This window comes from Acidobacteriota bacterium, assembly GCA_022562055.1.
Lineage (GTDB): Bacteria > Actinomycetota > Acidimicrobiia > Spongiisociales > UBA5794 > BMS3BBIN02.
Map to the genome: position 1 here is coordinate 1 of JADFQA010000018.1, position 20993 is coordinate 20993.

24 protein-coding genes and 2 tRNA genes are annotated in these 20993 nt (G+C 59.3%); 14 read left to right on the forward strand and 12 right to left on the reverse strand.

The window, feature by feature from the left end; translation table 11 throughout:
• Together IIC71_07685 and IIC71_07690 are read right to left on the reverse strand one after the other, a co-directional pair.
• A partial coding sequence (locus IIC71_07685; GenBank protein ID MCH7669066.1) for a hypothetical protein occupies nt 1–1676 on the reverse strand: 1676 nt, incomplete at its 3' end.
• 601 nt (nt 1677–2277) lie between these two features.
• Nucleotides 2278–2340: transfer RNA gene (locus IIC71_07690), tRNA-OTHER, on the reverse strand.
• A 1685-nt stretch (nt 2341–4025) separates the two neighbouring features.
• On the opposite strand from IIC71_07690, the gene IIC71_07695 reads away from it, so the two are divergent.
• Nucleotides 4026–4095 (forward strand) — tRNA-Asn (locus IIC71_07695).
• Between the two features lie 236 nt (nt 4096–4331).
• Here the strand turns inward: IIC71_07695 and IIC71_07700 are convergent.
• On the reverse strand, nt 4332–4907 hold the full coding sequence (locus tag IIC71_07700; protein ID MCH7669067.1) for a carboxymuconolactone decarboxylase family protein: 576 nt from the start codon (nt 4905–4907) through the stop codon (nt 4332–4334).
• A 66-nt stretch (nt 4908–4973) separates the two neighbouring features.
• Entirely contained in the window at nt 4974–5558 is a 585-nt protein-coding gene (locus tag IIC71_07705) for a TetR/AcrR family transcriptional regulator (protein ID MCH7669068.1), read from the reverse strand.
• A 523-nt stretch (nt 5559–6081) separates the two neighbouring features.
• On the opposite strand from IIC71_07705, the gene IIC71_07710 reads away from it, so the two are divergent.
• From IIC71_07710 to IIC71_07720, 3 genes are all read left to right on the forward strand, one after another.
• The gene (locus IIC71_07710) at nt 6082–6255 is read left to right on the forward strand and encodes an ATP-binding protein (GenBank protein MCH7669069.1); all 174 of its coding nucleotides are present in this window, start codon (nt 6082–6084) and stop codon (nt 6253–6255) included.
• Between the two features lie 317 nt (nt 6256–6572).
• Nucleotides 6573–7412 (forward strand): sulfurtransferase, encoded by an 840-nt coding sequence (locus IIC71_07715; GenBank protein ID MCH7669070.1) that lies wholly within the window; start codon nt 6573–6575, stop codon nt 7410–7412.
• Nucleotides 7413–7442: 30 nt separating this feature from the next.
• Nucleotides 7443–7937: a carbonic anhydrase gene (locus tag IIC71_07720; GenBank protein ID MCH7669071.1), complete on the forward strand. Its 495-nt coding sequence runs from the start codon at nt 7443–7445 to the stop codon at nt 7935–7937.
• Between the two features lie 204 nt (nt 7938–8141).
• Here the strand turns inward: IIC71_07720 and IIC71_07725 are convergent, their stop codons facing one another.
• The 3 genes from IIC71_07725 to IIC71_07735 form a co-directional block, all read right to left on the reverse strand.
• A complete protein-coding gene (locus IIC71_07725; GenBank protein ID MCH7669072.1) occupies nt 8142–8471 on the reverse strand; it encodes an SDR family oxidoreductase in 330 nt (109 codons plus the stop codon).
• Nucleotides 8468–8881, reverse strand: a complete 414-nt coding sequence (locus tag IIC71_07730; protein ID MCH7669073.1) for an SDR family oxidoreductase — start codon at nt 8879–8881, stop codon at nt 8468–8470. Before IIC71_07730 ends, IIC71_07725 begins: the two co-directional genes overlap by 4 nt.
• 81 nt (nt 8882–8962) lie before the next feature.
• Entirely contained in the window at nt 8963–9322 is a 360-nt protein-coding gene (locus IIC71_07735) for a (Fe-S)-binding protein (GenBank protein MCH7669074.1), read from the reverse strand.
• A gap of 386 nt (nt 9323–9708) precedes the next feature.
• Here IIC71_07735 and IIC71_07740 point away from each other — a divergent pair, with 386 nt between their 5' ends.
• Nucleotides 9709–10152, forward strand: a complete 444-nt coding sequence (locus IIC71_07740) for a transcriptional repressor (GenBank protein MCH7669075.1) — start codon at nt 9709–9711, stop codon at nt 10150–10152.
• 54 nt (nt 10153–10206) lie between these two features.
• On the opposite strand, the gene IIC71_07745 is transcribed toward IIC71_07740, so the two are convergent.
• The 3 genes from IIC71_07745 to IIC71_07755 all read right to left on the reverse strand — a co-directional run bounded on the left by IIC71_07745 (nt 10207) and on the right by IIC71_07755 (nt 13447).
• The gene (locus IIC71_07745; GenBank protein MCH7669076.1) at nt 10207–11493 is read right to left on the reverse strand and encodes an FAD-dependent oxidoreductase; all 1287 of its coding nucleotides are present in this window, start codon (nt 11491–11493) and stop codon (nt 10207–10209) included.
• On the reverse strand, nt 11490–12902 hold the full coding sequence (hemN, locus tag IIC71_07750) for an oxygen-independent coproporphyrinogen III oxidase (protein ID MCH7669077.1): 1413 nt from the start codon (nt 12900–12902) through the stop codon (nt 11490–11492). Before hemN ends, IIC71_07745 begins: the two co-directional genes overlap by 4 nt.
• A gap of 335 nt (nt 12903–13237) precedes the next feature.
• Entirely contained in the window at nt 13238–13447 is a 210-nt protein-coding gene (locus tag IIC71_07755; GenBank protein ID MCH7669078.1) for a hypothetical protein, read from the reverse strand.
• A gap of 9 nt (nt 13448–13456) precedes the next feature.
• On the opposite strand from IIC71_07755, the gene IIC71_07760 reads away from it, so the two are divergent.
• The 6 genes from IIC71_07760 to IIC71_07785 all read left to right on the forward strand — a co-directional run bounded on the left by IIC71_07760 (nt 13457) and on the right by IIC71_07785 (nt 16191).
• A complete protein-coding gene (locus IIC71_07760) occupies nt 13457–14248 on the forward strand; it encodes a hypothetical protein (GenBank protein MCH7669079.1) in 792 nt (263 codons plus the stop codon).
• Entirely contained in the window at nt 14239–14379 is a 141-nt protein-coding gene (locus IIC71_07765; GenBank protein ID MCH7669080.1) for a hypothetical protein, read from the forward strand. Before IIC71_07760 ends, IIC71_07765 begins: the two co-directional genes overlap by 10 nt.
• A 445-nt stretch (nt 14380–14824) precedes the next feature.
• Nucleotides 14825–15025 (forward strand): hypothetical protein, encoded by a 201-nt coding sequence (locus IIC71_07770; protein ID MCH7669081.1) that lies wholly within the window; start codon nt 14825–14827, stop codon nt 15023–15025.
• Nucleotides 15026–15114: 89 nt separating this feature from the next.
• Complete coding sequence (locus IIC71_07775) at nt 15115–15312, forward strand: type II toxin-antitoxin system VapB family antitoxin (GenBank protein MCH7669082.1); 198 nt, start codon at nt 15115–15117, stop codon at nt 15310–15312.
• Complete coding sequence (locus tag IIC71_07780) at nt 15309–15716, forward strand: PIN domain nuclease (protein MCH7669083.1); 408 nt, start codon at nt 15309–15311, stop codon at nt 15714–15716. Before IIC71_07775 ends, IIC71_07780 begins: the two co-directional genes overlap by 4 nt.
• Nucleotides 15717–15771: 55 nt before the next feature.
• Nucleotides 15772–16191 carry a nitroreductase family deazaflavin-dependent oxidoreductase gene (locus IIC71_07785; GenBank protein ID MCH7669084.1) on the forward strand — a complete coding sequence of 140 codons (420 nt, stop codon included), beginning with the start codon at nt 15772–15774 and terminating at the stop codon, nt 16189–16191.
• Between the two features lie 107 nt (nt 16192–16298).
• Here IIC71_07785 and IIC71_07790 read toward each other — a convergent pair whose 3' ends face one another.
• Nucleotides 16299–17069, reverse strand: coding sequence for an IclR family transcriptional regulator (locus IIC71_07790; protein ID MCH7669085.1), 771 nt, complete (start codon nt 17067–17069; stop codon nt 16299–16301).
• Nucleotides 17070–17353: 284 nt separating this feature from the next.
• Between IIC71_07790 and IIC71_07795 the strand changes: the two genes are divergently transcribed.
• From IIC71_07795 to IIC71_07805, 3 genes are all read left to right on the forward strand, one after another.
• Nucleotides 17354–18313, forward strand: a complete 960-nt coding sequence (locus IIC71_07795; protein MCH7669086.1) for a sugar kinase — start codon at nt 17354–17356, stop codon at nt 18311–18313.
• Nucleotides 18310–18768, forward strand: a complete 459-nt coding sequence (locus IIC71_07800; protein MCH7669087.1) for a hypothetical protein — start codon at nt 18310–18312, stop codon at nt 18766–18768. Before IIC71_07795 ends, IIC71_07800 begins: the two co-directional genes overlap by 4 nt.
• A gap of 430 nt (nt 18769–19198) precedes the next feature.
• Entirely contained in the window at nt 19199–20224 is a 1026-nt protein-coding gene (locus IIC71_07805; GenBank protein ID MCH7669088.1) for a pyridoxal phosphate-dependent aminotransferase, read from the forward strand.
• Nucleotides 20225–20238: 14 nt separating this feature from the next.
• Here the strand turns inward: IIC71_07805 and IIC71_07810 are convergent, their stop codons facing one another.
• Nucleotides 20239–20991 carry an SDR family oxidoreductase gene (locus tag IIC71_07810; GenBank protein ID MCH7669089.1) on the reverse strand — a complete coding sequence of 251 codons (753 nt, stop codon included), beginning with the start codon at nt 20989–20991 and terminating at the stop codon, nt 20239–20241.
• Nucleotides 20992–20993: the final 2 nt, after the last annotated feature.

Sequence of the window (20993 nt, forward strand, 5' to 3'; positions counted from 1 at the left end):
ATCGGGATCACATTCTTGGTGACCTGGCGACCGCTGCCCCTTCGTTCCTGTGACCTCCACCTAGCGGAGACAGGTGGACCCGCGGTGCTCTCCTCGACACGGGAGCGGTCTGTTTCGACCCACTCTCCACTCACGCAGTGCATGACGCGGATGCACTTGATCGTCAGAAGTTTCGTCGGGATCGTGACGGTGACCTTGTTCGCTGCGCCCATGGCCTCGATTCCGAGAAATACATCCTCCAGCGCCGATGAATCAAGATTCGACAGATCGGCACCCGATATTCCGTTGCCGCCGAAGCGAGAGTTGGGCCCAGCGCCCAGAATAGTGATGTTCCCGCCTGCGACCCTGAAGGTTTTTTCACTCTCGACAACGATCTTGCTCGAGCCATCGACGCAGTCGGGTTTGGGTGCTGGATCGACCGGGGGCGGGGGAGGAGGGACGATAACTCCGGGCAACCCAGAGTCCGGATCGTCACCAGGCTCGCTCTCGTCACCAGGCTCGCTCTCGTCACCGGGCTCGCTCTCGTCACCAGGCTCGCTCTCGTCACCGGGCTCGTCTGTTGGCTGCGCTTGTTCACCTCCGAGCTGGTCAGGCGTAGCGGGTGCCTCCTCGGGGTGCGCCTCTAAACACTCGTCGTAGATGCGGCGATATGCCTCCATTGACGCACGAGCTTCGTCGAGCATGCGGCTGTGGATGTCCGCAATCGGGTCATCTGTCCCGACGCGGTCGTCGGCCTCCTGTTCTAGGCGCGTGAGACGATCAACGCTCTCGCGCCAGAGCTCGTGAGACTTGTCACAGAGGCGATGGTCTGGAGGTTCCTCGTCGGGAATGTCCTCACCTCGGGGCGGGAGGAACACCTCCTCAGCTTCTTCAAAGTCGCCGAAGGTGGGGAGGTCAAGCCCATCGACAATTTCGATGTCGTCATCTATGAACTCACCTGCATCGCCTCGATCGAAGCGATACAGGCGCTTCGGTCTCTGGAAGAAGAACCAATAGAACCCCCAGCCGAACAGCAGCACCAAGATCGCAATGAGGATGAGCAGCAAGAAATCAATGCCCGAATCTCCCGTGGTATCAGCGCCAGCGTCGGTAGAACCCTCAGTTACCGGCGGTGCGGTTGCCTCGGTGGGGGGTACGATTGTCTCGGTTGGAGCGGTGGTCTCCTCAGTAGATGGTGGCGAAGTTTGTTCGGTTGGTGGGGCTGTCTCCTCGGTCGGAGGGGCTGTCTCCTCGGTCGGAGGAGCGGCCTGGCCATCTACGAGAAACTGGAAATATCCTGGCGGCAGGAACAACTCTGCCCGCCATTGCTGAACGCACCCGTTGCTGTCATAGGCGTACTCACCCGCCAGAACATCGCCATTGTAGGCGAGAACCGTCCAGTCCTCTTCCGTGATTTCGGGCTCAATGAACGGATCCCCGGTTTCATTGAGTCTCAAACGTCCGGCGTCGCCCGTTGACGTCTGTAGTAGGTCGATGTATCGACCCTGGTCGTCTTCACCGAGTTCTGCGGTGTAGACGTCGGTGTAGTTCTCAAAACCGCAGGCCCCGTCAGTCTCATCGAAACTTGCCTCAAAGGAGGCTGTGTCTCCGACAGCGGGCGCATTTTGTGCCGAGACAGGCAGCGCGCCGAGCACCACCCAAACCACCGTGATTGCTAGTGCCAGAGTTCGTCGCATAGGTTCCGCCTCTCGATTGAGACTAACACTCACGTCTAGTGGTCGTTGCATCATGGTTCGGCGGGCAATACCGAACCAGAGCATGCAGGTCAGATGGGGCCGCCGCCACATGGCGACAGCCCCCTCTGAACCTGTGCATTGGTGCCTACGGCGTGTGCACTCCCAGACACAATGAGAAACCCTGGTGGACTCCAGGCTTGTGGCCGCCGTCGCCCAAGTTGCCGTCATGTGCCAACGCGGCGATATGGTGCGCCGCATAATCGGAATTGCCAGGTTCGCCGCTATCGTTGCATGGCGAGCCAGCGTGTGCAGAAGCCGCTGTCGCCAAGGACATAGTGGCCGCCACGGTGATCAATCCCACCGCTAGTCGTCTCCGCATCTCATTCTCCTCTTGACCACACTGTCAAGTTTCGGTATGTCAAGTTTCGGTACCCGTGCGATGTCAAGTTCCGGTACCCGTGCGATGTCAAGTTCCGGTACCCGTGCGATGTCAAGTTCCGGTACCCGTGTTTGACACAGGTTTGATATGGGCCGCTCCGGAGGATCCCAGACGCGGCGAAACCCTTGAGAATGTCAATGTCTCAAGGGTTTCTGTTTGTAGCGGGGGCGGGATTTGAACCCGCGACCTTCGGGTTATGAGCCCGATTCTGGGGGTGCCGCTGACCTGGGGAAACCCGTGAAACGCCTGTCCTGACTGGGTTTTCGCCTCTCAACGTTTCTCACCATTTCCCGCTCCATCCCACCCTCTCGCGCGATGGACGCGCGATGGACCAAAGCCCGAGACCGGCAAGACAGGCGCATGAGACGCTCGCAGCCATCGCAGCCAGCCCTGCGATCCGAAAAGCGTCGGAGTGACACAGGCCCGCCTCGGAGCGTGCCTCCAGAAACGCTCAAGAGCCATATCGGGTCCGGGGGTGGGACTTGAATCCGCGACAAACGGATTGACAGTCCACTCAGACACTTCGCAACAGTTCCCGACATCTCGCGAAAACGCCTGCGTAGCACAGACTTCAGGCAATCGCGCCACTCAACACCTTGCAGCGTCGCGGGCCAACTCTGGACGCATTCGCGACACGCTACGAAATCCCAAGCTATGCCTGAGGTTCCATCGCTCCCTTCTCATGCGGGGAGCTGAGGAAATTCAAGCCTTTGACACCTTGGCTGCCAGTCAAGATCAGAGGGCCTCGCTGACCTGGGAGGACCTAGAAAACGGGGCGCTGGCCAGGGAATTTGTTACGTGTTGACTCCCGTCGTTTCGCGGGGCTTTTCAATCTCTCGCGGACTCCTGGCACTTGACACCTGGCTGTATTCCCGACGAGCAAACCGTAATTCGAGGTCGCGGCAGCGACCGATCACATCGCCTGGTCGTTCAGTGTCCAGGCGCCACTCTAGATTGATTGGCGCCCACACTATGAGTTGAGATACGGGGTGTCTCCCTTGGCTCTCGTAGCCTCCTCCAGAAGCCTTGCTGGCCGGGCCTGTGGATTGTGGCCGCATCGACATCTGACCGACACTGTCTGTTTCAGATGCGGGATTGCCCAATTGCCTCCTCGCCGGAGTCTCTGCAGCTTCTCTATGAAAGGTCCGAATGAGATCCTCCCGGGAGGTTCTGGGAGGCCTCTCGATTCAATGACCTTGCGTCGGATTATTCGCCGCTCTCTCTGTGGATACGGTTCCCAGCGAATGAACGTCCTGAGGTGGCCCGGAATCCCGTGTTGAGGGGTGAGCTGCCCTGTCTCTGCGCACTCGATGCAATAGGTGACATGTAGGACTCCAAGAGAGCAGGGGGCCGGGGTGCTGCAGAAAGCTCCGCCTAGGCCCAGCCTGCAGTCTCACATCGAACAAGGAGGAATTTGTCCATGATCCTCTCGCCGAACTCGACTAGCCAATGCTCGGCTTCGTTGTTGACCCCACCATTCGGATCGTCGTCTCGCATGGTTTGGGATGATAAATTGACATGACTACTTGAACGTCGGGAGCCACCGGTTCGTTGGGTCTCCTCCCCGGGAGAGCCGAGGTTATGTGATGGTTGCAAAGGCTCCCCGTGGAAAGCATCCAGATTGGACGTTCAGCGTCCAGCTTTCCAGCCGCCGTAGGCCGGATTCGTCCGAAACTGAGATCTCCTTGTTCCTAAGCGATGTCTCTCGAGACAACGAAGGAGCTTCCCGACGGTTACACACAATCGCGACCGTCGGTCTCCTGGTGATCGAACTTGTCAGGCTCGTTGTGTCGTAGCCGAAGCCCGATTTTCGATGGTCCTGGAGGAAGCAAAACTCAGAATCACCGCGCTTATTCGACCCGGCTGCGAGCTCGTCATGCAGGGTCCGGTCCCTCATTTCTTCGAAGTTCTCCGTGATCGAATCGGACATCCGGTGGACTGTTAATCCATTGGTTATAGGTTCGAGTCCTACCCGCGGAGCCCCATTCTGGCCGGATCTAAGGTCAGAAACCCCTTATGGGACAAGGGGAAACAGACATCCGAGATGTCTCAGCCCTTCGCGAGAGTTCGCGCTCTTTTGGGTCGGTTCTCATGCTCTGGTGGCCCAGACGTGGCCCAAGGAAAGGGTCGGATGGGGTTTGGAAGTCCGCTCCAGAAGCGCACCAGCAGGCACATTAGGGCTCGCCGGCCTTGCGTCTCACGTCCTTCGTCAAGCGTTACCCGTGGTGATCGACGTGAAGGATCGGCTCACCGCCCAGAAACACAGGCTCAAGCTCTACGCCGAGGGCATCACCGAACTTGCTGATCGCGATGTATTGCGTGATCACATAGACCGCTTCGACGATCTGGGGTTGCGTGAACTCGGCATCCAACCGGTCCCAAAGGCTCTTCGGAATACGGTTGGCGTCAACGCCGATCTGGACCGTCAGATCCAGCAAAGCCCGTTCCTTCTCGGTGAAGAGGTCGCTCTTCTGGTAGGCGTCGCCGTCGAGTTCGGCGATCTTTGCCGCCGAGATACCGAGCCGCTGCGACACCGCCTCGTGCTGCACGACGCAGTACTGGCACTGATTGCGGAGGGTCGCCTTGAGGATCAACAGCTCTTTGGTCTTCCAGTCGAGCTCGCCGTCCTGAAGCATCTCCAGTACCGAGTCGGTAAAGATCCGGCCCAGCTTCGGGGTGTGCCCAAATACCTTGAAGATGTTCAGCAGCATCTCGAACCGGCCCTCGGAATCGTTGTAGAAGTCGTTGGTGAGGTCGTCTGCCTGCTCTCTCTCGACATATGAAACGGACATTTGTTCTCCTTTTTGTCTCTCGACATATGAAACGGACATTTCTTTCTTCCCGGCGAGGCCACGGCGTTACATAGCGCTCATCACCATCGCCACAATGCTTCGAAGCACCTCGTGGTCTGTGCCAGCCTTGACCATCGTCCGCAGACCACTCATGCTCGTCATCAGGTAGTTGGCGAGAAGGGTCGCCTCCTTGTCGCTGCGGACACTGCCGTCCTCTTGTCCGCGCCGTGTCGCCGCTAGGAAGATCGCTCGGTACTTGTCGAAGCCTTGCGACACCTGTGCCGCCACCTGTTCGTCCCGCTGTGCGAACTCGTTGGCGGTGTTGACGACGAGGCAGCCCTTGGGATCGGTCCCCTCGACGACTTCCTCGATCGCCCAGAGCAGCGTGTCCTCGATGAACTCCCGCCCGGTCGCGGCGCCGTCGAGACTCGTGGCCAGATGGAGAGCGGTCGCTTCCTCGTACCGCTCGAGACAGCTGAGGAACAGCTGCCGTTTACTACCGAAGGCTTGGTAGAAGCTGCTGCGCGACAGACCCATCTCTCCCACGAGATCCTGCAGCGACGTCGCCCCATAGCCCTTGCGCCAGAACAGCTCCATGGCGGTGTCGAGCACCTGCTCCGAGCTGTATTCGAGCGGCCGGCCTATGGACATGCATTGGACTATAGCACCGATCGGTACAGAAGTGATAGGGCAACGGTGTCGGCGAACCGAGCCTCACCCTAAGTACACGGCGACAACCCTGGAGAGCGGTGCTTCGAGCGGCGTGAAGCCGAGAAACCACGTTCGTCTGACACAGGTGTGAGCGCGAGGCCGTCGCGCGAACTCAGACGTCACGAAACCGCGGAGAAATGCAGGATTCCGAAGGGTTCCATTCGCCGTGGAGCCAAGACTTGAAGCTGCGACCATCGGCCTATGGCCCAACTGCTATTCGGCTCTGTGACCTGTGGCCCGTGGACACCTCGTGGGTTCAGCGAATCGCAACCATCCGAGCTAACCCAAGTTGGTGGTATTTTGCGTGTCGGCCCAAAATCGTCGGTGCAGCTATCGCGAACATCCAATCCGGCAATCCCCCATCGTTGCCTATCTGTCGAAGGTCTCCGTCCAACGATCGAATGCCTCGTTGGCTCCGACGGAATCAATCGGGTCGAAACGCTACGAACAATCATGCCTCATCGTGTCATCAAACAAGACGTGCTCAGCATGGGCCGAGATCTTCGGTGACGCCGTCGCGGTCGAAGCCATGGTCGACCGCGTTGTTCACCACTCCCACATCCTCACCCTCAAAGGCGATTCCTACCGCCTCAAGAACAAACACAAAGAAATGGGAGCCACCAATGAAACCCGCTAAACCGCGCAGTATTCAACCGTCTTAGACACAGGATTCGTGGCATCGGTAGTGCGGCCTTCCGGAGTCGGCTTTAGGAACGTCTTGGCGAATCTGTGCCGCCCGTTTTGACATGCGGTGCACGGTCACTTACGCTCGCCACGATGTTGTTGCTGATGACGTGTATGTGTTTGTGTATGTGCTCTCGGGTGGACCACCCGAGCGCTGGCATCGCACGCCGTCAGCGCTCCTAACGACGCCACCGCCCTGAGAGATATTCCCTGGCTTTCGAGCCGCGTCGTACGTTCGTATCAACCACGCACCAACAGGAGTAACCCAACATGACCTATGCCAATCCTGACGCGCTGGTCTCCACAGACTGGCTCGTCGATCACCTCGACGACCCGGATGTGCGAATCATCGACGTCGACGAGGACATCACCCTTTATGAAGAGAATCACATTCCGGGAGCGATCGCGTGGAGCTGGTCCGAGGACCTCCATCACGCCGTGCGGCGAGACTACATAGACCAGGAGGGCTTCAGCTCACTGTTGTCCTCGGCCGCTGTCGGCTCGGCAACAACAGTGGTCCTGTACGGAGGAAACAACAACTGGTTCGCTGCCTACGCCTACTGGCTGCTCAAGTATCGAGGCTTTGACAATGTCAAGCTGCTCGATGGTGGCCGCACGAAGTGGGAGTTGCAGAGCCTGCCATCAACAAGCGAAGTACCGTCTCTTGAACCCACCGGATTCGAGATTTCCGGTGCCGAGCGTCCTGAGCTGCGGATCTTCCGCGACGAGGTTCTCGAGTCTGTCGGCTCGGCAACGCTCATCGACGTGCGCTCGCCCGAGGAGTTCAGCGGCGAGAAGCTGGCACCAGATCACCTGCCACAGGAACAGCCATATGTCGGCGGTCACATACCGGGGGCGAGGAACATTCCGTGGAGCAAGGCCGCGAACGAGGACGGGACATTCAAGTCTGCCGAAGAGCTTCAGGAACTGTACGGAGACAGCGCCACAGCTCAGGGAGAGACGACTGTGTACTGCCGGATCGGTGAACGCTCATCACACACCTGGTTCGTCCTCAACGAGCTTCTCGGCCACCCGAACGTCAAGAACTATGACGGATCATGGACCGAATACGGGTCACTGGTCGACGTGCCAGTGGAAGTCGGCCCCTGATCACCCCGCCACTACGAAAGGAGCATTCCAATGAGCGCCACAGATGAACTAGTACGAAACAACGAAACCTATACATCGAGCTTCGACCAAGGAGACCTGCCCATGCCGCCAGGAAGGCACTTGGCAGTCGTCGCCTGCATGGATGCACGCCTCGACGTATACGCGATCCTGGGCCTCGATCTCGGCGAAGCCCACGTGATCCGAAACGCTGGCGGCATCATCAGCGAAGACGCCATCCGGTCGCTGGTGATCTCACAACGGTTGTTGGGCACCGAGGAGATCATCCTCATCCACCACACCGACTGTGGGATGCTCACCTTCCGCGACGATGATGTGAAGGACGCGATTGCTGACGAGCTCGGCGTCAGGCCGTCGTTCGCTCTCGAAGCGTTCCCTGACCCACGACAGGATGTCCGCCAATCGATAGCCCGTCTCCAAGCGAACCCCTTCATCACACACAAGGACCAGATCCGAGGGTTCGTGTTCGAAGTTGAAACAGGGCGCCTGAACGAGGTGACCGAATAGGCGTTGACCTTGTATCTCGGTCTCTATCCGATCCCGCCGATGTCCCTCCTCCTAGGGTGAGACGCATCGGCGGGATCAGCTAGTCATGCGGCGGCGACCGGGGCTCCATCCATGTCGGAATCGTGCTACCGGTGACCGCGCATTGCGCGGTTGTTGGGTTCCGACTCGCAGTTTGAAATGATCCTGCTCCGTACGGGAAAGGTCTCAGTAGTTGGTCCATCCTCCATCGACGGTGAGCACCTGTCCGGAGACGAAGTCGCTCGCTGGGCTGGACAAGTATTGGACGGCGGTGGCAATGTCATGAGGCTGACCTCGATACTTGAGCGCCTGGACCTGCTTCATCCAAGTGAGGGTCGCCTCCGGATTCGAACCGTCTTCACTCTCTCGTTCCACCTGGATAGCGCCCGGAATCACACAATTCCCACGGATTCCATTCTCGCCCTCGCAGCGGGATAGCGAGCGAGTGAACGCGATGAGACCACCCTTTGTGGTGACATAGTGAAGCGCTCGCGAGTCCCCTGTCGTCGCCATCACGGAGCCGATCGTGACGATCTTGCCATAGCCGTTTTCCTCATTCCTTCGATCGCCGCGAGTGAAGCGACAAAGGCTCCCCGAAGGTTCACATCCATCATCCGATCCCAGTCATCGACGGTGATCTCGTCCCAAGGTAGGTGCCCAACCTGGGCTGCATTCAGGATCAACACATCGACCGTACCGAATGCAGCGCTCACTCGATTCGTTGCAGCCTCCATGTCAGGGCCACTGGCAGCATCTGCTATCACCGCCATCACGCGGTCGGACGCGAGCTCCCCAATGAGGGCTGCGGACAGGTGCTCATTGCGCTCCGTGCCGAGATGGGTGATTGCCACCTTGGCGCCAGCTTCGGTGAAACGGCGGACTATCGCTGCGCCGATGCCGCGCGCAGCGCCCGTGACCAGGGCCACACGTCCCGCGAGTGAAAACGGGTCAAATGTCTCTGCATCAGATATCAGATTTACACCTTCGGTCGGGGACGATTCGGATCATCATGCGGATGTCGCTTGGGTCATGAGTTCGGCAAGGTGTATGACTTCAATCCGGGAGCGCTCTCGCTTCAGTTGTGAAGCGAGGTACCTGTAGCAGTCCGGGTTGACCACGAGGATGCCGATGTCCCGCTGCGCTAGTTCTGCGAGTTTGGGTTCTAGGACCAGCCGGGCGTCCGTAGGGCGCAACAAGGCGTACGAGCCGGCCGCACCACAGCAATCCGCCGCAGTATGGAGAAGTCGACGCCAATCTTCCTCGGTGGGTTCACCCTTGCTTCGCCTTGGAGCCGAGATCATCGCAGCCAACACTCTTCGGGTCATCTCATCTTCGGGTTCGCCTTGACTTTGCGCCAGGCGTCTCATCGCCTCCGAAAAGCGAGAAGTTCGACTAAACCTGATGAGAGATCCAGGCGCGGATGCCAGAAGTGATGTTCCCCCGTTTCTCCGGACACGGTGGTGTTCCGGGAAACCGGAGGAAGATCAAAGACTGTTCAGAGACACATCGCCATCAGCCGCCACCGGCCGAGCACCACCATAAAACCTGGCGTTGGAGCGCGGCCACGTGAAACCGAACGCAACGAAGAGCTCGGGACCGAGCGCATCAGCCCAACGTTTCGTCGTGCCACCGATGCCTTGCTGCTGACAACGGGGAACCTAGCCACGCAGCCGCAATCGAAAACACGATGGTGCGGGGTTGCTAGCGCACGATCGCACGACTCGAGACGACGCGTGGCGCCTACGATTGGGTTATGCATGTCAGCGCAGACACTCTTGTTGAAGCTCTCCGCACGCGCGGACTACGAATCACCGCGCCGCGCCGCGCAGTGTGCGAGGTAATAGCCAGCGGACATGACGACCACCTCGATGCTGCAGCCATCGCTGAAACTGCAACCACGCCGTCTGGCCCCATCGACACCGCCACCGTGTATCGGACATTGGAAACCCTGACCGAGGCCGGCATCATCACGCACACGCATCTCCCCCACGGTGCAGCGGTGTACCACCTCGCTGACAGCGCACCACACGCCCATCTCGTGTGCGACACATGCGGCTCGGTGACAAGCCTCGACACCGCAGCAACGCGCCCGATCGAGTCACGCATCGAAAAGACAACTGGGTTCGCCCCCGACCTCGCCCACTTCGCAATCAGCGGCCGATGCGAAAAGTGCCACGACCCGAACGAAACGCCCTAACCGGACTATGTCTGCGAACGTCGGGCACTTGAACGAACGCCAAAAGGCGTCGGCCTACGCGATCCGGTTTGCAATGAGGACCGCATCATCTGCCAGTGAGGTGAGACCGATTCCTCGGTAGCCCCATCCGGCGACGTGTAAGTTCGGGTGCTGGTCGAGGGCGGTGTCGAGTTTCGCCAACCAGGACATGTGACCGAGGTTGTACTGAGGGATTCCTTGATTGCGGATCGTCGCGGTCCAGGTCGGGTGAATCGCCTCGCCAAGCATGCGGCCGACCTCGGTGCACGCCAACTCCACGAGTCCGGCATCATTGAGCTCGAGGATCTCGGGATCGGCAGAGCCACCAACGATGACCTTGATGAGAGCGTGCCCCTCGGGAGCGCGCGCAGGCGCGTAAGACGATTCGAACAAGGCACCGAGTATCCGCACGTCGGCGTTCGGACCCACCAACGCTCCAAAACCATCGGGTAGGGACAGATCTGGAACGCCGAGACCGATCACCGCCACCGGCGCCGCGACGGCTATGCGAAGGACGTCACTCACAGAAGGGGGAACGACCGCTGAAGCCGCCGAAGGCGCTAATGCGACGATTACCGTGTCGGCCCTTATTTCGCCCGGTCCCTCTACTCGCCAGCCCCCGTAAACGGGCGAAAGCCCCGACACCGTCCAGTTCGGTCGGTACGCAGCACCGAGGTAGCTTGCCAGACGATTCGCAAGGTCGGACATTCCGAACCGGGGAACGTGCACCGAGGCGCGGGGCACGCCATCTGGACGTTGTTTCCTGCGTGCCAACCCACCGCGGACCAGGCTACCTGCCTCGTCTTCCAGCGCGACAATCTTACCGAATGCTGCTCGAGCAGACAGTTGATCAGGGTCACCGGCGAAAACGCCATGTGCCATCAGCGTTGCGGCAAGCGCACCGGTCTCGGGCCCTAACCGTCGAACGAAGAACGCCATCAGCGATTCGTCACCCTCGGGCGGTGTCTTGACCCATGGCTCTCGCACCGCTCGGAACTTAGCGCGCCACGACACCAGCCGGGACAGGACGGCACCCGGCCCTGCCTCGTACAGGGTCGAGCGTTCGTAGACGAAACGTTTGTGGCTGATTGCCGGGACCATCTCGGCAGCAGCCGCGTCGAGGATCGGACTCATGGCGGGATGCGGAAGCAGCAACGATCCGGCCGCCGGTTCAAGTAGGTATCCGCCCTCTTTGACGGTGCCGGCGACACCTCCGGGACGGTCATCCGCCTCGAGCACGACGACATCAGCACCTCGGCGTTTTAGCTCTGCACCGACGAGTAAGCCGCCGAATCCTCCACCAACAACAACGACCTGGGTCATACTGTTCTCGAAAACAGTGGTGTCGCCGGGTCTGCTGCCCGATGGGCATCAAACACCATTGCAACGTTGCGGATGAACATGTCCCCAAACCCGACGGCCTTGATCTGTCGGTCATCTACCTGGATCAGATCCGCCAATCGCTTGTCGGTTTTCAGGACGGTGAGCTCCCGGGCGAAATAGTCCGAGAACTCAATCTCAAAATCTTCCTCAACGCGGCGAAATGACACCCGCGAGTTGCACATCAGTTCGGTGATGACATACCGGCGGAGCAAATCGTCGGGCGTCAGTGCCACTCCCCTTTCGATGGGCAGCTCCCCGGCGGCAACTGCGGTGTAATACGAAGCCAGCCGTTTGTGGTTCTGAGCATAAGCGCCCGATATATCGGAAATGCCTGACGTGCCGAGTGCCACCGTTTCGGTGTCACGGGTGGCCGTGTAACCCATGAAGTTGCGGTGCAGCGTGCCGGTGTCGGCGGCGACAGCCAACTCGTCATCCGGCAGCGCAAAGTGGTCCATTCCGATGCGGCGATATCCAGCCGCACCGAACGTCTCGACCACCTGTGCCAGGAGGCCGAACTTGGTGTCCCGGTCGGGCAGCATCGACTTGTCGATTCGTTTCTGATTGGGACGTGCCCACGGGACATACGCAAACGAGTAGACGGCCAGCCGATCTGGTCGAAGGGTGATCATGTGCTCCAACGTCTTTGCAATCGTCGCTTCGGTTTGGCCGGGAAGCCCGTAGATGAGGTCAACGTTGATCGACTCGAAACCGAGCCGACGGGCATTGTCGTAGAGATCTCGGGTCTGCTCCCACGTCTGATTCCTGCCGATGAGCTCCTGCACTAGCGGGTCAGTGTCTTGCACCCCGAGCGAGAGACGGTTGAACCCGAGCTCCACCAGAGTCTCAAGTTGCTCGGTAGATGTGACTCGCGGATCGACCTCGATTGCAACCTCCGCACCCGGCGCCAGCTCAAAGCGGTCCAGCAGTGCACCATGCAGCCGGGAAAGGTCATCGGGTGTGTAGTAGGTGGGCGTGCCCCCTCCCCAGTGATACTGAACCAGGGTGCGACGTTCGCCGAGTCGCTCGGCAACGAGTTGTGACTCTGCAATCAAACGGTCGAGATATACGTCGGCAACGGATTGTCTGCGGGCTATGACGACGTGGCAGCCACAGAACGAACACCGAGCCTCACAGAACGGCATGTGCACATACAACGACAGAGGGGCATCCGGTCGATCGGCAGCCTCCGTGAGCCGAATTCCGTAGTCGTCAGGCCCAAACCCCTCATGAAACTCAACCGCTGTTGGGTATGACGTGTAGCGCGGTCCAGGACGGTCATATCGATCGAGCAGTTCGGCGCTGATCTCAATCGTGGGAAGCCTGTTGCTGTTGGCGTCATCATCTGGCATCCCGCGAGTAGACCATAAAAAACAACCATCGACAAGGTGACGAAATCCCCTATTGGCACGTCCGAGGGCTGTCGACGACCCAACCCGATGCTCTCACGTCCGACCAAGACTTGATCGAGCCGAACCCTTCCCCCTCGCATCGAGGAGGGCCGGGTAATGCGGCTCCCGGACGCTGCCGCTGGTACAGCAAGGGCCACCCGGACCACGGGTGACACGATCGTGTGGTTGCGAACATACGTTCGCTGTTGTAAGGTCGTTGGTCCATCCTGTCAGGTGAGCATATGACGGAAAACGACGCCAGTTTGGGCGCGACCATTCAACGACTGAGCAAAGAATTACAGGACCTGCCAGCCGGGATCTTGCACGACATCGACATCAGCACCGAGACTTTGGAATCCATCCGGCTTGAAGCGCGCCGCGCCCACAATCACATTGAATGGCAGCAGGGCCAGCGGGTCAAGATTCGGAGCATTCGGAAACGAGTCAAGTCCGAGATCCATGGCTGCGAGAGAGGTCTGGCACTGGTCGAACAGTCGGTCGAACATGGTGGAAGCATGGTTGAGTCCCCGCCGACGACCAGAATCGAGCGCAGAATCGCCAACAACCTCGAGGTCATCGGCGGTCTCGACCGCGAAATATCCGACCTTGACGACAGTATCTCCCGCACCAAGCACCGGTTGGTCGAAGAACAGCAGAAGCAAGTCCGCGAGCTGCTGAACGTGCTCTTCGAACTCAGGAAGCAGCAGCCGGTCGGCCACGGTCGAACGCCGGCGAAGCCGGTACCGCCCGAGGACCAGAAGTTAGACACAGATCAGGTCATGTGGTCGCCGACGCCGATCATGGGATATCGGCTGTGGGATGTGCGACCCAACGGCCTTTTCGGTTCATGGCAGAAATGGGCCGAACCGACGATGGTGGCGACGTGTGTGAGCGGAGAGGGAGTACCCCACGTAGGTCGTCCTTGCTCAAAGGTTGCCTTCGGATGTGGCGTGTACACAGCAAAGTCGGTCCGTCGAGTACTACAGATGTTTGACATCACCTCGGATGCTCGGATCGCGGTTGGACTCGTCGCCATGGAAGGCCGGGTCGTGGAGCACGCTCACGGCTACCGGGCGGAGCGAGCGACTGTCCAGGCCGTGGTGATTGCCATGGCGGGATGCCTTTGGGGAATCGGAAACCCGACTGACGTCGCCCGCGTCTTCGCCAATACCACCCTGGTGACAACTATTGGTATCAGGCTGCCAGACGAATTTTCCCAAGACGGATCTGGAGAACGTCAAACCATGTGGGGAGCAATCGACAGGTATCTATCGCGAAAACAGAAGGAGGTGAATCCATGGACATAGGAAAGCCGCAAAGAGTGATCGTTGTTGAACCAATGAAATTTGTTCAGCTACCCGAGGAGAAGGCGGTTGAGGAAATCGATTTCGATGCGCTCAGAGCCGACGATCAGAAAGCCGTGCCAAACGGGGGATAATGATCGCAATCCGAGCAGCGACTCGACGATGCAGGCCACCCGCGTAAGCAAAAACGGTTCACCGCAAATCGACTATCGGAGATATGGCTATGACTCTCGTAGTTGACGGTTCTTGGCGAGGCATCAAAAGTAGGCGCCACCCTGGTGGGATTCGAACCCGGATGGACGCGGACAACAAGTCGGCTCATCAAGGTGTGCCTTGGCGCACCTCACAGCGACGGCGTACAACCCACACCACGTTGCTCTTGCAGAGTCGCTCAAGACTACTTTGATCACCCCGACCGTCGACTAGCGAAAACCTCGGGTCCAATGTGCCGCTTTGGCCTCACGCCGCGTGACGGTTTGCAACGAACCGACCGTCCCAACACGGGTTGAGTAACCCGTCACCGTCTGGAGCTGTTGCACTGCGCCGAACTTTGTCGTAGCTGCCTCATATGTTCAAGCAATGATTGCAGTCACGCCGGGTATTGACAGCCGACTCTTGAGCGCCGTCGTGCGCGGGTATGGACTCACTGGGGACGCCGAGGGGATCGACATTGCGCTGCGGATACTTGTCGGTTACCCAAGAGAGTCTGAGTACCTGCCCGATATCCGAGGCACGACTCCGTCGACCGACCCGACAGAACACATCCGGGCGAGGACCTGATCGCGGTTGAGACCGACGTCGTTGTACACCTCGCACAGCCCAAGAAATCCCATCACACGAGTTATACACGTTAAGTGTATGATCCGTGTATGGGTAGAACCAATCTTGTCATCGATGACAACTTGCTGGACATAGTCATGCGCCGATACAACATTCACACAAAGACCGAAGCAGTGGACGTAGCGCTTCGGCACCTCGCCGGTCAACCGATGACGACCGCCGAAGCACTCGCCATGCGTGGTTCAATTCCGGATTATCAGGTACCCGAGGACCGAGGCCCACGGTGATCCTTGTCGACACGTCGGCATGGGTCGAATACGTTCGAGGTACAGGATCGGACGTCGACACCCGAGTGGCGGGATTGATAGCCGACGGCGCCGACATCGCCGTCACCGAGCCCGTTCTTATGGAGCTCCTTGCAGGCGCAACAGACGAGAACCACTGGTCGCAATTGAGAAGGCTTCTCACGTCTTTTACGTGGATTCCCATTAACGCGACCGGCGATTTCGAAGGTGCAGCCACCCTGTATCGGTCGCTTCGGTCAGCTGGGATCACACCACGCGGGTTGATCGATTGCATGGTCGCGGTGATCGCGTTGCGCAGCGGAGCCGCCATCCTGGCCACAGACAAAGACTTCGCCAGAATCGCCAGTGTCGTCCCCCTACAACTCGATATCGCCACGACGACCTGATCGACCGTCGTCGACGCCAGACGATGGGCAGATCGCCCGCCGGTAACATTGCTCTGTGGAAAAGAACACGGTCAAACGGCTCTCCGCATTACACGTGTTTCTGTTTCGGGCCACTGGGGGACGAATAGGAAAACGGCTTGTCAACAACGACATGCTGCTGCTCACCACGACCGGCACCAAAACTGCCACACCACACATAGTCCCGTTGCTGTATCTGCGCGATGGCGAACGGTACGTGATCATTGCCTCGTGGGGAGGCAGACCAACCAACCCACAGTGGTATCGCAACCTCTTGGCCCACCCCGAAGCCACGATCCAGATCCTCAGCAAGAAGATCAATATCACCGCCCGAACTGCGAACACGCAAGAGCGCGCTCGACTCTGGCCGCGAGTCATCGCCGCGTACCACGGCTACTCAGAATACGAATCAAGAACCACCCGGGAAATCCCCGTCGTCATCCTCGCCCCCCAATAGGCCTATCTGCCTTCGAATGCCACAAAACGAGCACACGGGGATGCCTCCGAACTCGGCAACTCGTGCCGACATGTCGTCGCCGTCACTGGCGCGCTAGGTTTTGGCGGTCATACGGTCGAAACCGAGAGGGGCTTACCGGTGAAACCGACAAGGCCCGCCAGATCGTCGGCCGCCGACATCACCTGAACGCTGATCTCGGGTACGAGGCTCGGGACCAGCCGCGTCGCTGGGCCAGCAACACTGACCGCGGCGACCGCCATACCGTCGGGTCCACGCACCGGAGCCGCCACGCACCGTATCCCGTCCTCGTTCTCAACGTCGTCAATAGCATAACCACGCATTCGGATAGCCCTCATCTCGTCGCTGAGCTGATCGGGGTCCGTAATCGTGTTTGGGGTCCGACGGGTGAGTCCCGCGGCACAAACGCGAGCCAGCAAATCTTCGGGCGACGCGCTCAGAAGCGCCTTCCCGATTCCTGTCGAGTGAAGGGGCGATCGAGCACCCACTTTGCTATACATTCGAATCGATCGGGGCGAATCGACCTTATCGACATAAACACACTCGAGGTCGTCGATCACGCCAATATGCGCGGTCTCGCCTGTGAGGCTCGCTAGATGCTCGAGATGTGTGCGGGCGTCCCGATCAAGGTTGAATACCTCACGAAAGCTCTCTGCGAGCGCCAAACAATGTGGGCCTAACTCAAATCGACCGTTCCTCCGGCGTATCAATCGAGCATCGGTCAAAGCGGCAAGCAAACGGGAGCAGGTCGGCATTGGCACACCAGAAGCGATCGCCAGCTCGCTAACACGCAGCCCCGGATTCAAACGCACGATCTCAAGCAATCCAAGTGCTTTAGCAACTGTCTTGGGGGCGGCCATGGCTGAACTATACATACATACGCCGCCTCAGTTCGCTCAGATGGTTGTTGAGACACAGGTGCTGGCTGTTTGACTAGACATCGGAAACTACTACTATGTGGGCACTAGCTTTCACATAGTGACTCTTGGCGGACGTTCCTTGCACAAAAGAGATACACCTACGGGGTGGACAAGATACGCTGCTCACAAGGGTGCCAGATTGCCTGACCGCGGCCGGAATGGTCAGCTGCAGCGCCATTCGGTCTTGAAGCCGTTAGCAAAACATCAAGCACCGGAGGTGAGGATTGACGGTTTCGTTCTATGACCACCTCGTTGGATACGGCGAGGCCATGGTGCGGCTCTCCACTCCCGTCGGGGAGACGCTAGAGCTGGCCCCCACGCTGTCAGCGCACGTAGGCGGCGCCGAACTCAATGGGCTTATTACGGCAACGGTCTGCGGAATGCCAGGCACGTGGATTTCAGCAGTCGGCGATGACACGGCGGGACGTCGAATTACACGCCATGTGGAAGCCTTCGGTGTTGGGCACCGACTCCAGATTATCAACGGTGCTCGAACAGGGCTCTACTTTGTGGAGATCGCGTCTTATCCAAGGCCGACAAGAGTCTTCTACGACCGCGTCGGCTCAGCGGCCTCCCAACTCGACCGGGGAATGATCGATTGGGGCGACTTGCTGGGGCCAACCTCCTGCTTTTACTCAACAGGCGTTACCGCAGCGATTTCAGAAAGCTCTCGGGCTTCGCTCGAGGAGGCTTTCGAATATGCGGCGGAGGTAGGGGCGACGGTCGCGTTCGACATCAATTACCGCAGCAAACTCTGGTCCAAAGACGACGCCTACGACTGGATGAATCATATCTTGCCGGTTATCGACATTCTGTCAGTGAGCAACTCTGATCTCGATGCTTTGGGCTTACGGTCCGACAACCTCACGGCAGCCCGAGAGGCGTTGGGAGTCGCAATACTCCTGGTCACCACGAAACGTCGGAGTGCCGCATCCATCACAGTGACCGTCCGCGCGATTCAAGCCGATAGCTCCTACGAAACGTCAGGAGAGGCTCTAGTGGTTGACCCGTTCGGCGCTGGCGACGCGATGATGGGTGCGTTTCTCGCTCGCCTTCCCGCAACGGGGCTGGAGGCGGCGGTCGACAGTGCGTTGGGTGCCGCCTTGAGCGCCTATGGGCTGTACGGCGACGCGATGAGCGTCGATCCAACTACACCCGCCTGCGCCAGGGAGATTCTGAGATGAACGTGGCTGAGCGGCTCCGATCAAGCCGCATCCTTGCTGTGTTCCGTCTTAGCAACGGTGCCCCGGACCCTGTCGAACAGGCGCTCCGACTTGTTGCCGCCGGAGTCGAAGCTGTGGAGTACACGATGGACTCTCCCGATGCACTTCATGTGATCACGCGGCTGCGCGACGAGTTAGACGCTTCGATCCTCATCGGAGCCGGCACCGTCACCGGAGTCGAGCAGCTCGGACCATTGCGCGATATCGGAATCGAATTCATTGTGTCGCCCCACACGGATGAGAATCTCATTACAGAGAGCCTAAACCTCGGGTTAGAGCCGATCCCGGGCGTGCTCAGCCCAACAGACAGTCCACAAGGCGCGCGACGCAGGCGCAACGATCCTCAAGCTGTTTCCGGCGGGGCCGATGGGAGTCAGCTACCTCAGAGCCATCCGGGCGCCGTTCCCCGAGATTGACTGGATTCCGATGGGTGGCATCTCACCACTGAAAGTGGAAGACTGGTTGGGCGCGGGTGCCCTATGCGTTGGCATCGGAGCGGCGCTGTCGTCCGCATCCAACCCAGAGAGCCTGATTCGCGACCTCGTGAGAACCGAGACAACATGATCCCAAACATTGGCCACTATTCCCGAAGAGCGCGCCGAGTGTCGTGTGGCGATAACCGATTGCCACACTATCAACCAGGGGTGTCGGCGGCGTACATAGACATGAGCCAACGAGGACCCACCGGCGCGGAGCCGGGCTGATGTCGGCGCTTCCGACACTCCCGACGGCCATGGAAGAGCTCCCCCGCTCGGGAATCCGCGCGGTCATGGATCGAGCTTGGGAACTCGGCGAACCAATCACACATCTTGAGGTCGGTGAGCCTGGTTTTGCGACCCGACCCACATTGTTGACGCGTTTTGTCGCTCGGTTGTCGACGGAGCCACGCGCTACACACCCAACGCCGGCATCGAACCGCTCAGGATCGCGTGCGCCGAAAAGTTGCAGACATACAACCAGATCGCCGCCGACGCAGATCAGGTGCTAATAACCGTGGGCGCTATCCAGGGGTTACTCAGCGCCGCGATCGTCTTGGTCGAGCAAGGTGACGAAATACTCACACCAAACCCCGGGTGGCCTAACTACCACCAATTGATCGCCATGGCCGGCGCTCGACCCGTCGCATACGATCTAGAGGTTCGAAATAGATTCCAACCCGACCCGGACCAGATAGCCTCCCTCGTAACGAGTCGAACGAAAATGATCATCCTCAACTCGCCGTCGAACCCACTAGGCACTGTGATCGACCCTGGAATCATCGACGAGATTCTCGCAATCGCCGAGCACCGCGGCATCTGGGTTCTTTCGGACGAATGTTACGACCAGATCTCGTTCGACGGCGTGCCAGTAAGTCCGGCGTCAAGACCCGCAGGACCAGAACGAACCATCACCGTGCATAGCTTCTCAAAAACGTACGCGATGACGGGGTTTCGACTTGGATACCTGAATGGTCCGCGCAAAGTGGTGTCACTCCTGACGAAACTTCAGGAGTCCATGGTGGCATGTGTGAACGCTCCGACGCAGCACGCCGGCATCGAGGCGCTCACCGGACCTCAGGCCTGCGTCGAACAGATGGTCGGCGAGTACAAGTCTCGACGAGACCTCGCGGTAGGGCATGCACAACAACTCGGGCTCGAGCCGTATACGCCGGCTGGAGCCTTCTACCTATGGCTTGAACTGCCCGGACTCATAGACAGCCAGGCATTCGCCAACGAGCTGCTTACCCGATACCGTGTGGCCGTCGCACCGGGTTCGACTTTCGGAGAACCCGATGGCGCCGCAATCCGAATCTCACTCGCAGCCGGCAACGACGATATCACTGTCGGCCTAGACGCAATTGGCAACCTGATGAACAAGCTGCCAGCCACCTAGCCAACATGGTCCGCCTAGAAGGTGTTCAACCGCCAGCCCCCGTCAATCGGAATCGTCACCCCTGTCACCGCATCGAACCGTGGGCCGCACAATTCAGCAACGATGCCCGCAACCTCATCGCGCCTCACAAGACGACCAAGCGGGGTCGCGGTGATCGCACGATCCGCAAATGACGGATCGAATTCCGCCATGTCAGCAGCTGACTCGACGATCTGGCCCGGGGCTACGCAGTTCACGGTCACATTCGGCGCGAGTTCAATGGCGAGCAGCTCGGTCAACGTGACAAGAGAGCTCTTAGCGAGCGAATAGACCGAGTGATTTCGGACGTACGCGGAGCCTGCCGAAACGTTCACGATTCGACCCCAGCTACCCATCCCGGGTGCGAGCAGCTTGGCTGTCAGGTAAGCAGCCTTGACGTTGGCGTTCCAGATGCGATCCCACTCGGACGGATCCAGTTCGACGAACGGTGTCATCGAGAAGGGTCCCGAGTTGTTCACGACGATATCTATCGTGCCATACGCAGCACCAATGGCTTCCGCCACCATCGATTCGATACCCCCGCCGTGGGACGTGTCAGCGAACACGGTTGCATGGTTCGCCGCCGGGAGCTCGCGGAGTAGGGCTTCCGCACTGTCTCTGGATTTGTTGTAAGTGACAATGACGTCGGCACCGACCCCCGCAAGAGCCTTCACGATGGCTGCGCCTAGATTGCGTGACGAGGCAGTGACCAGTGCGGTACGCCCTGCCAGGTACATCTCTTCATTCATGG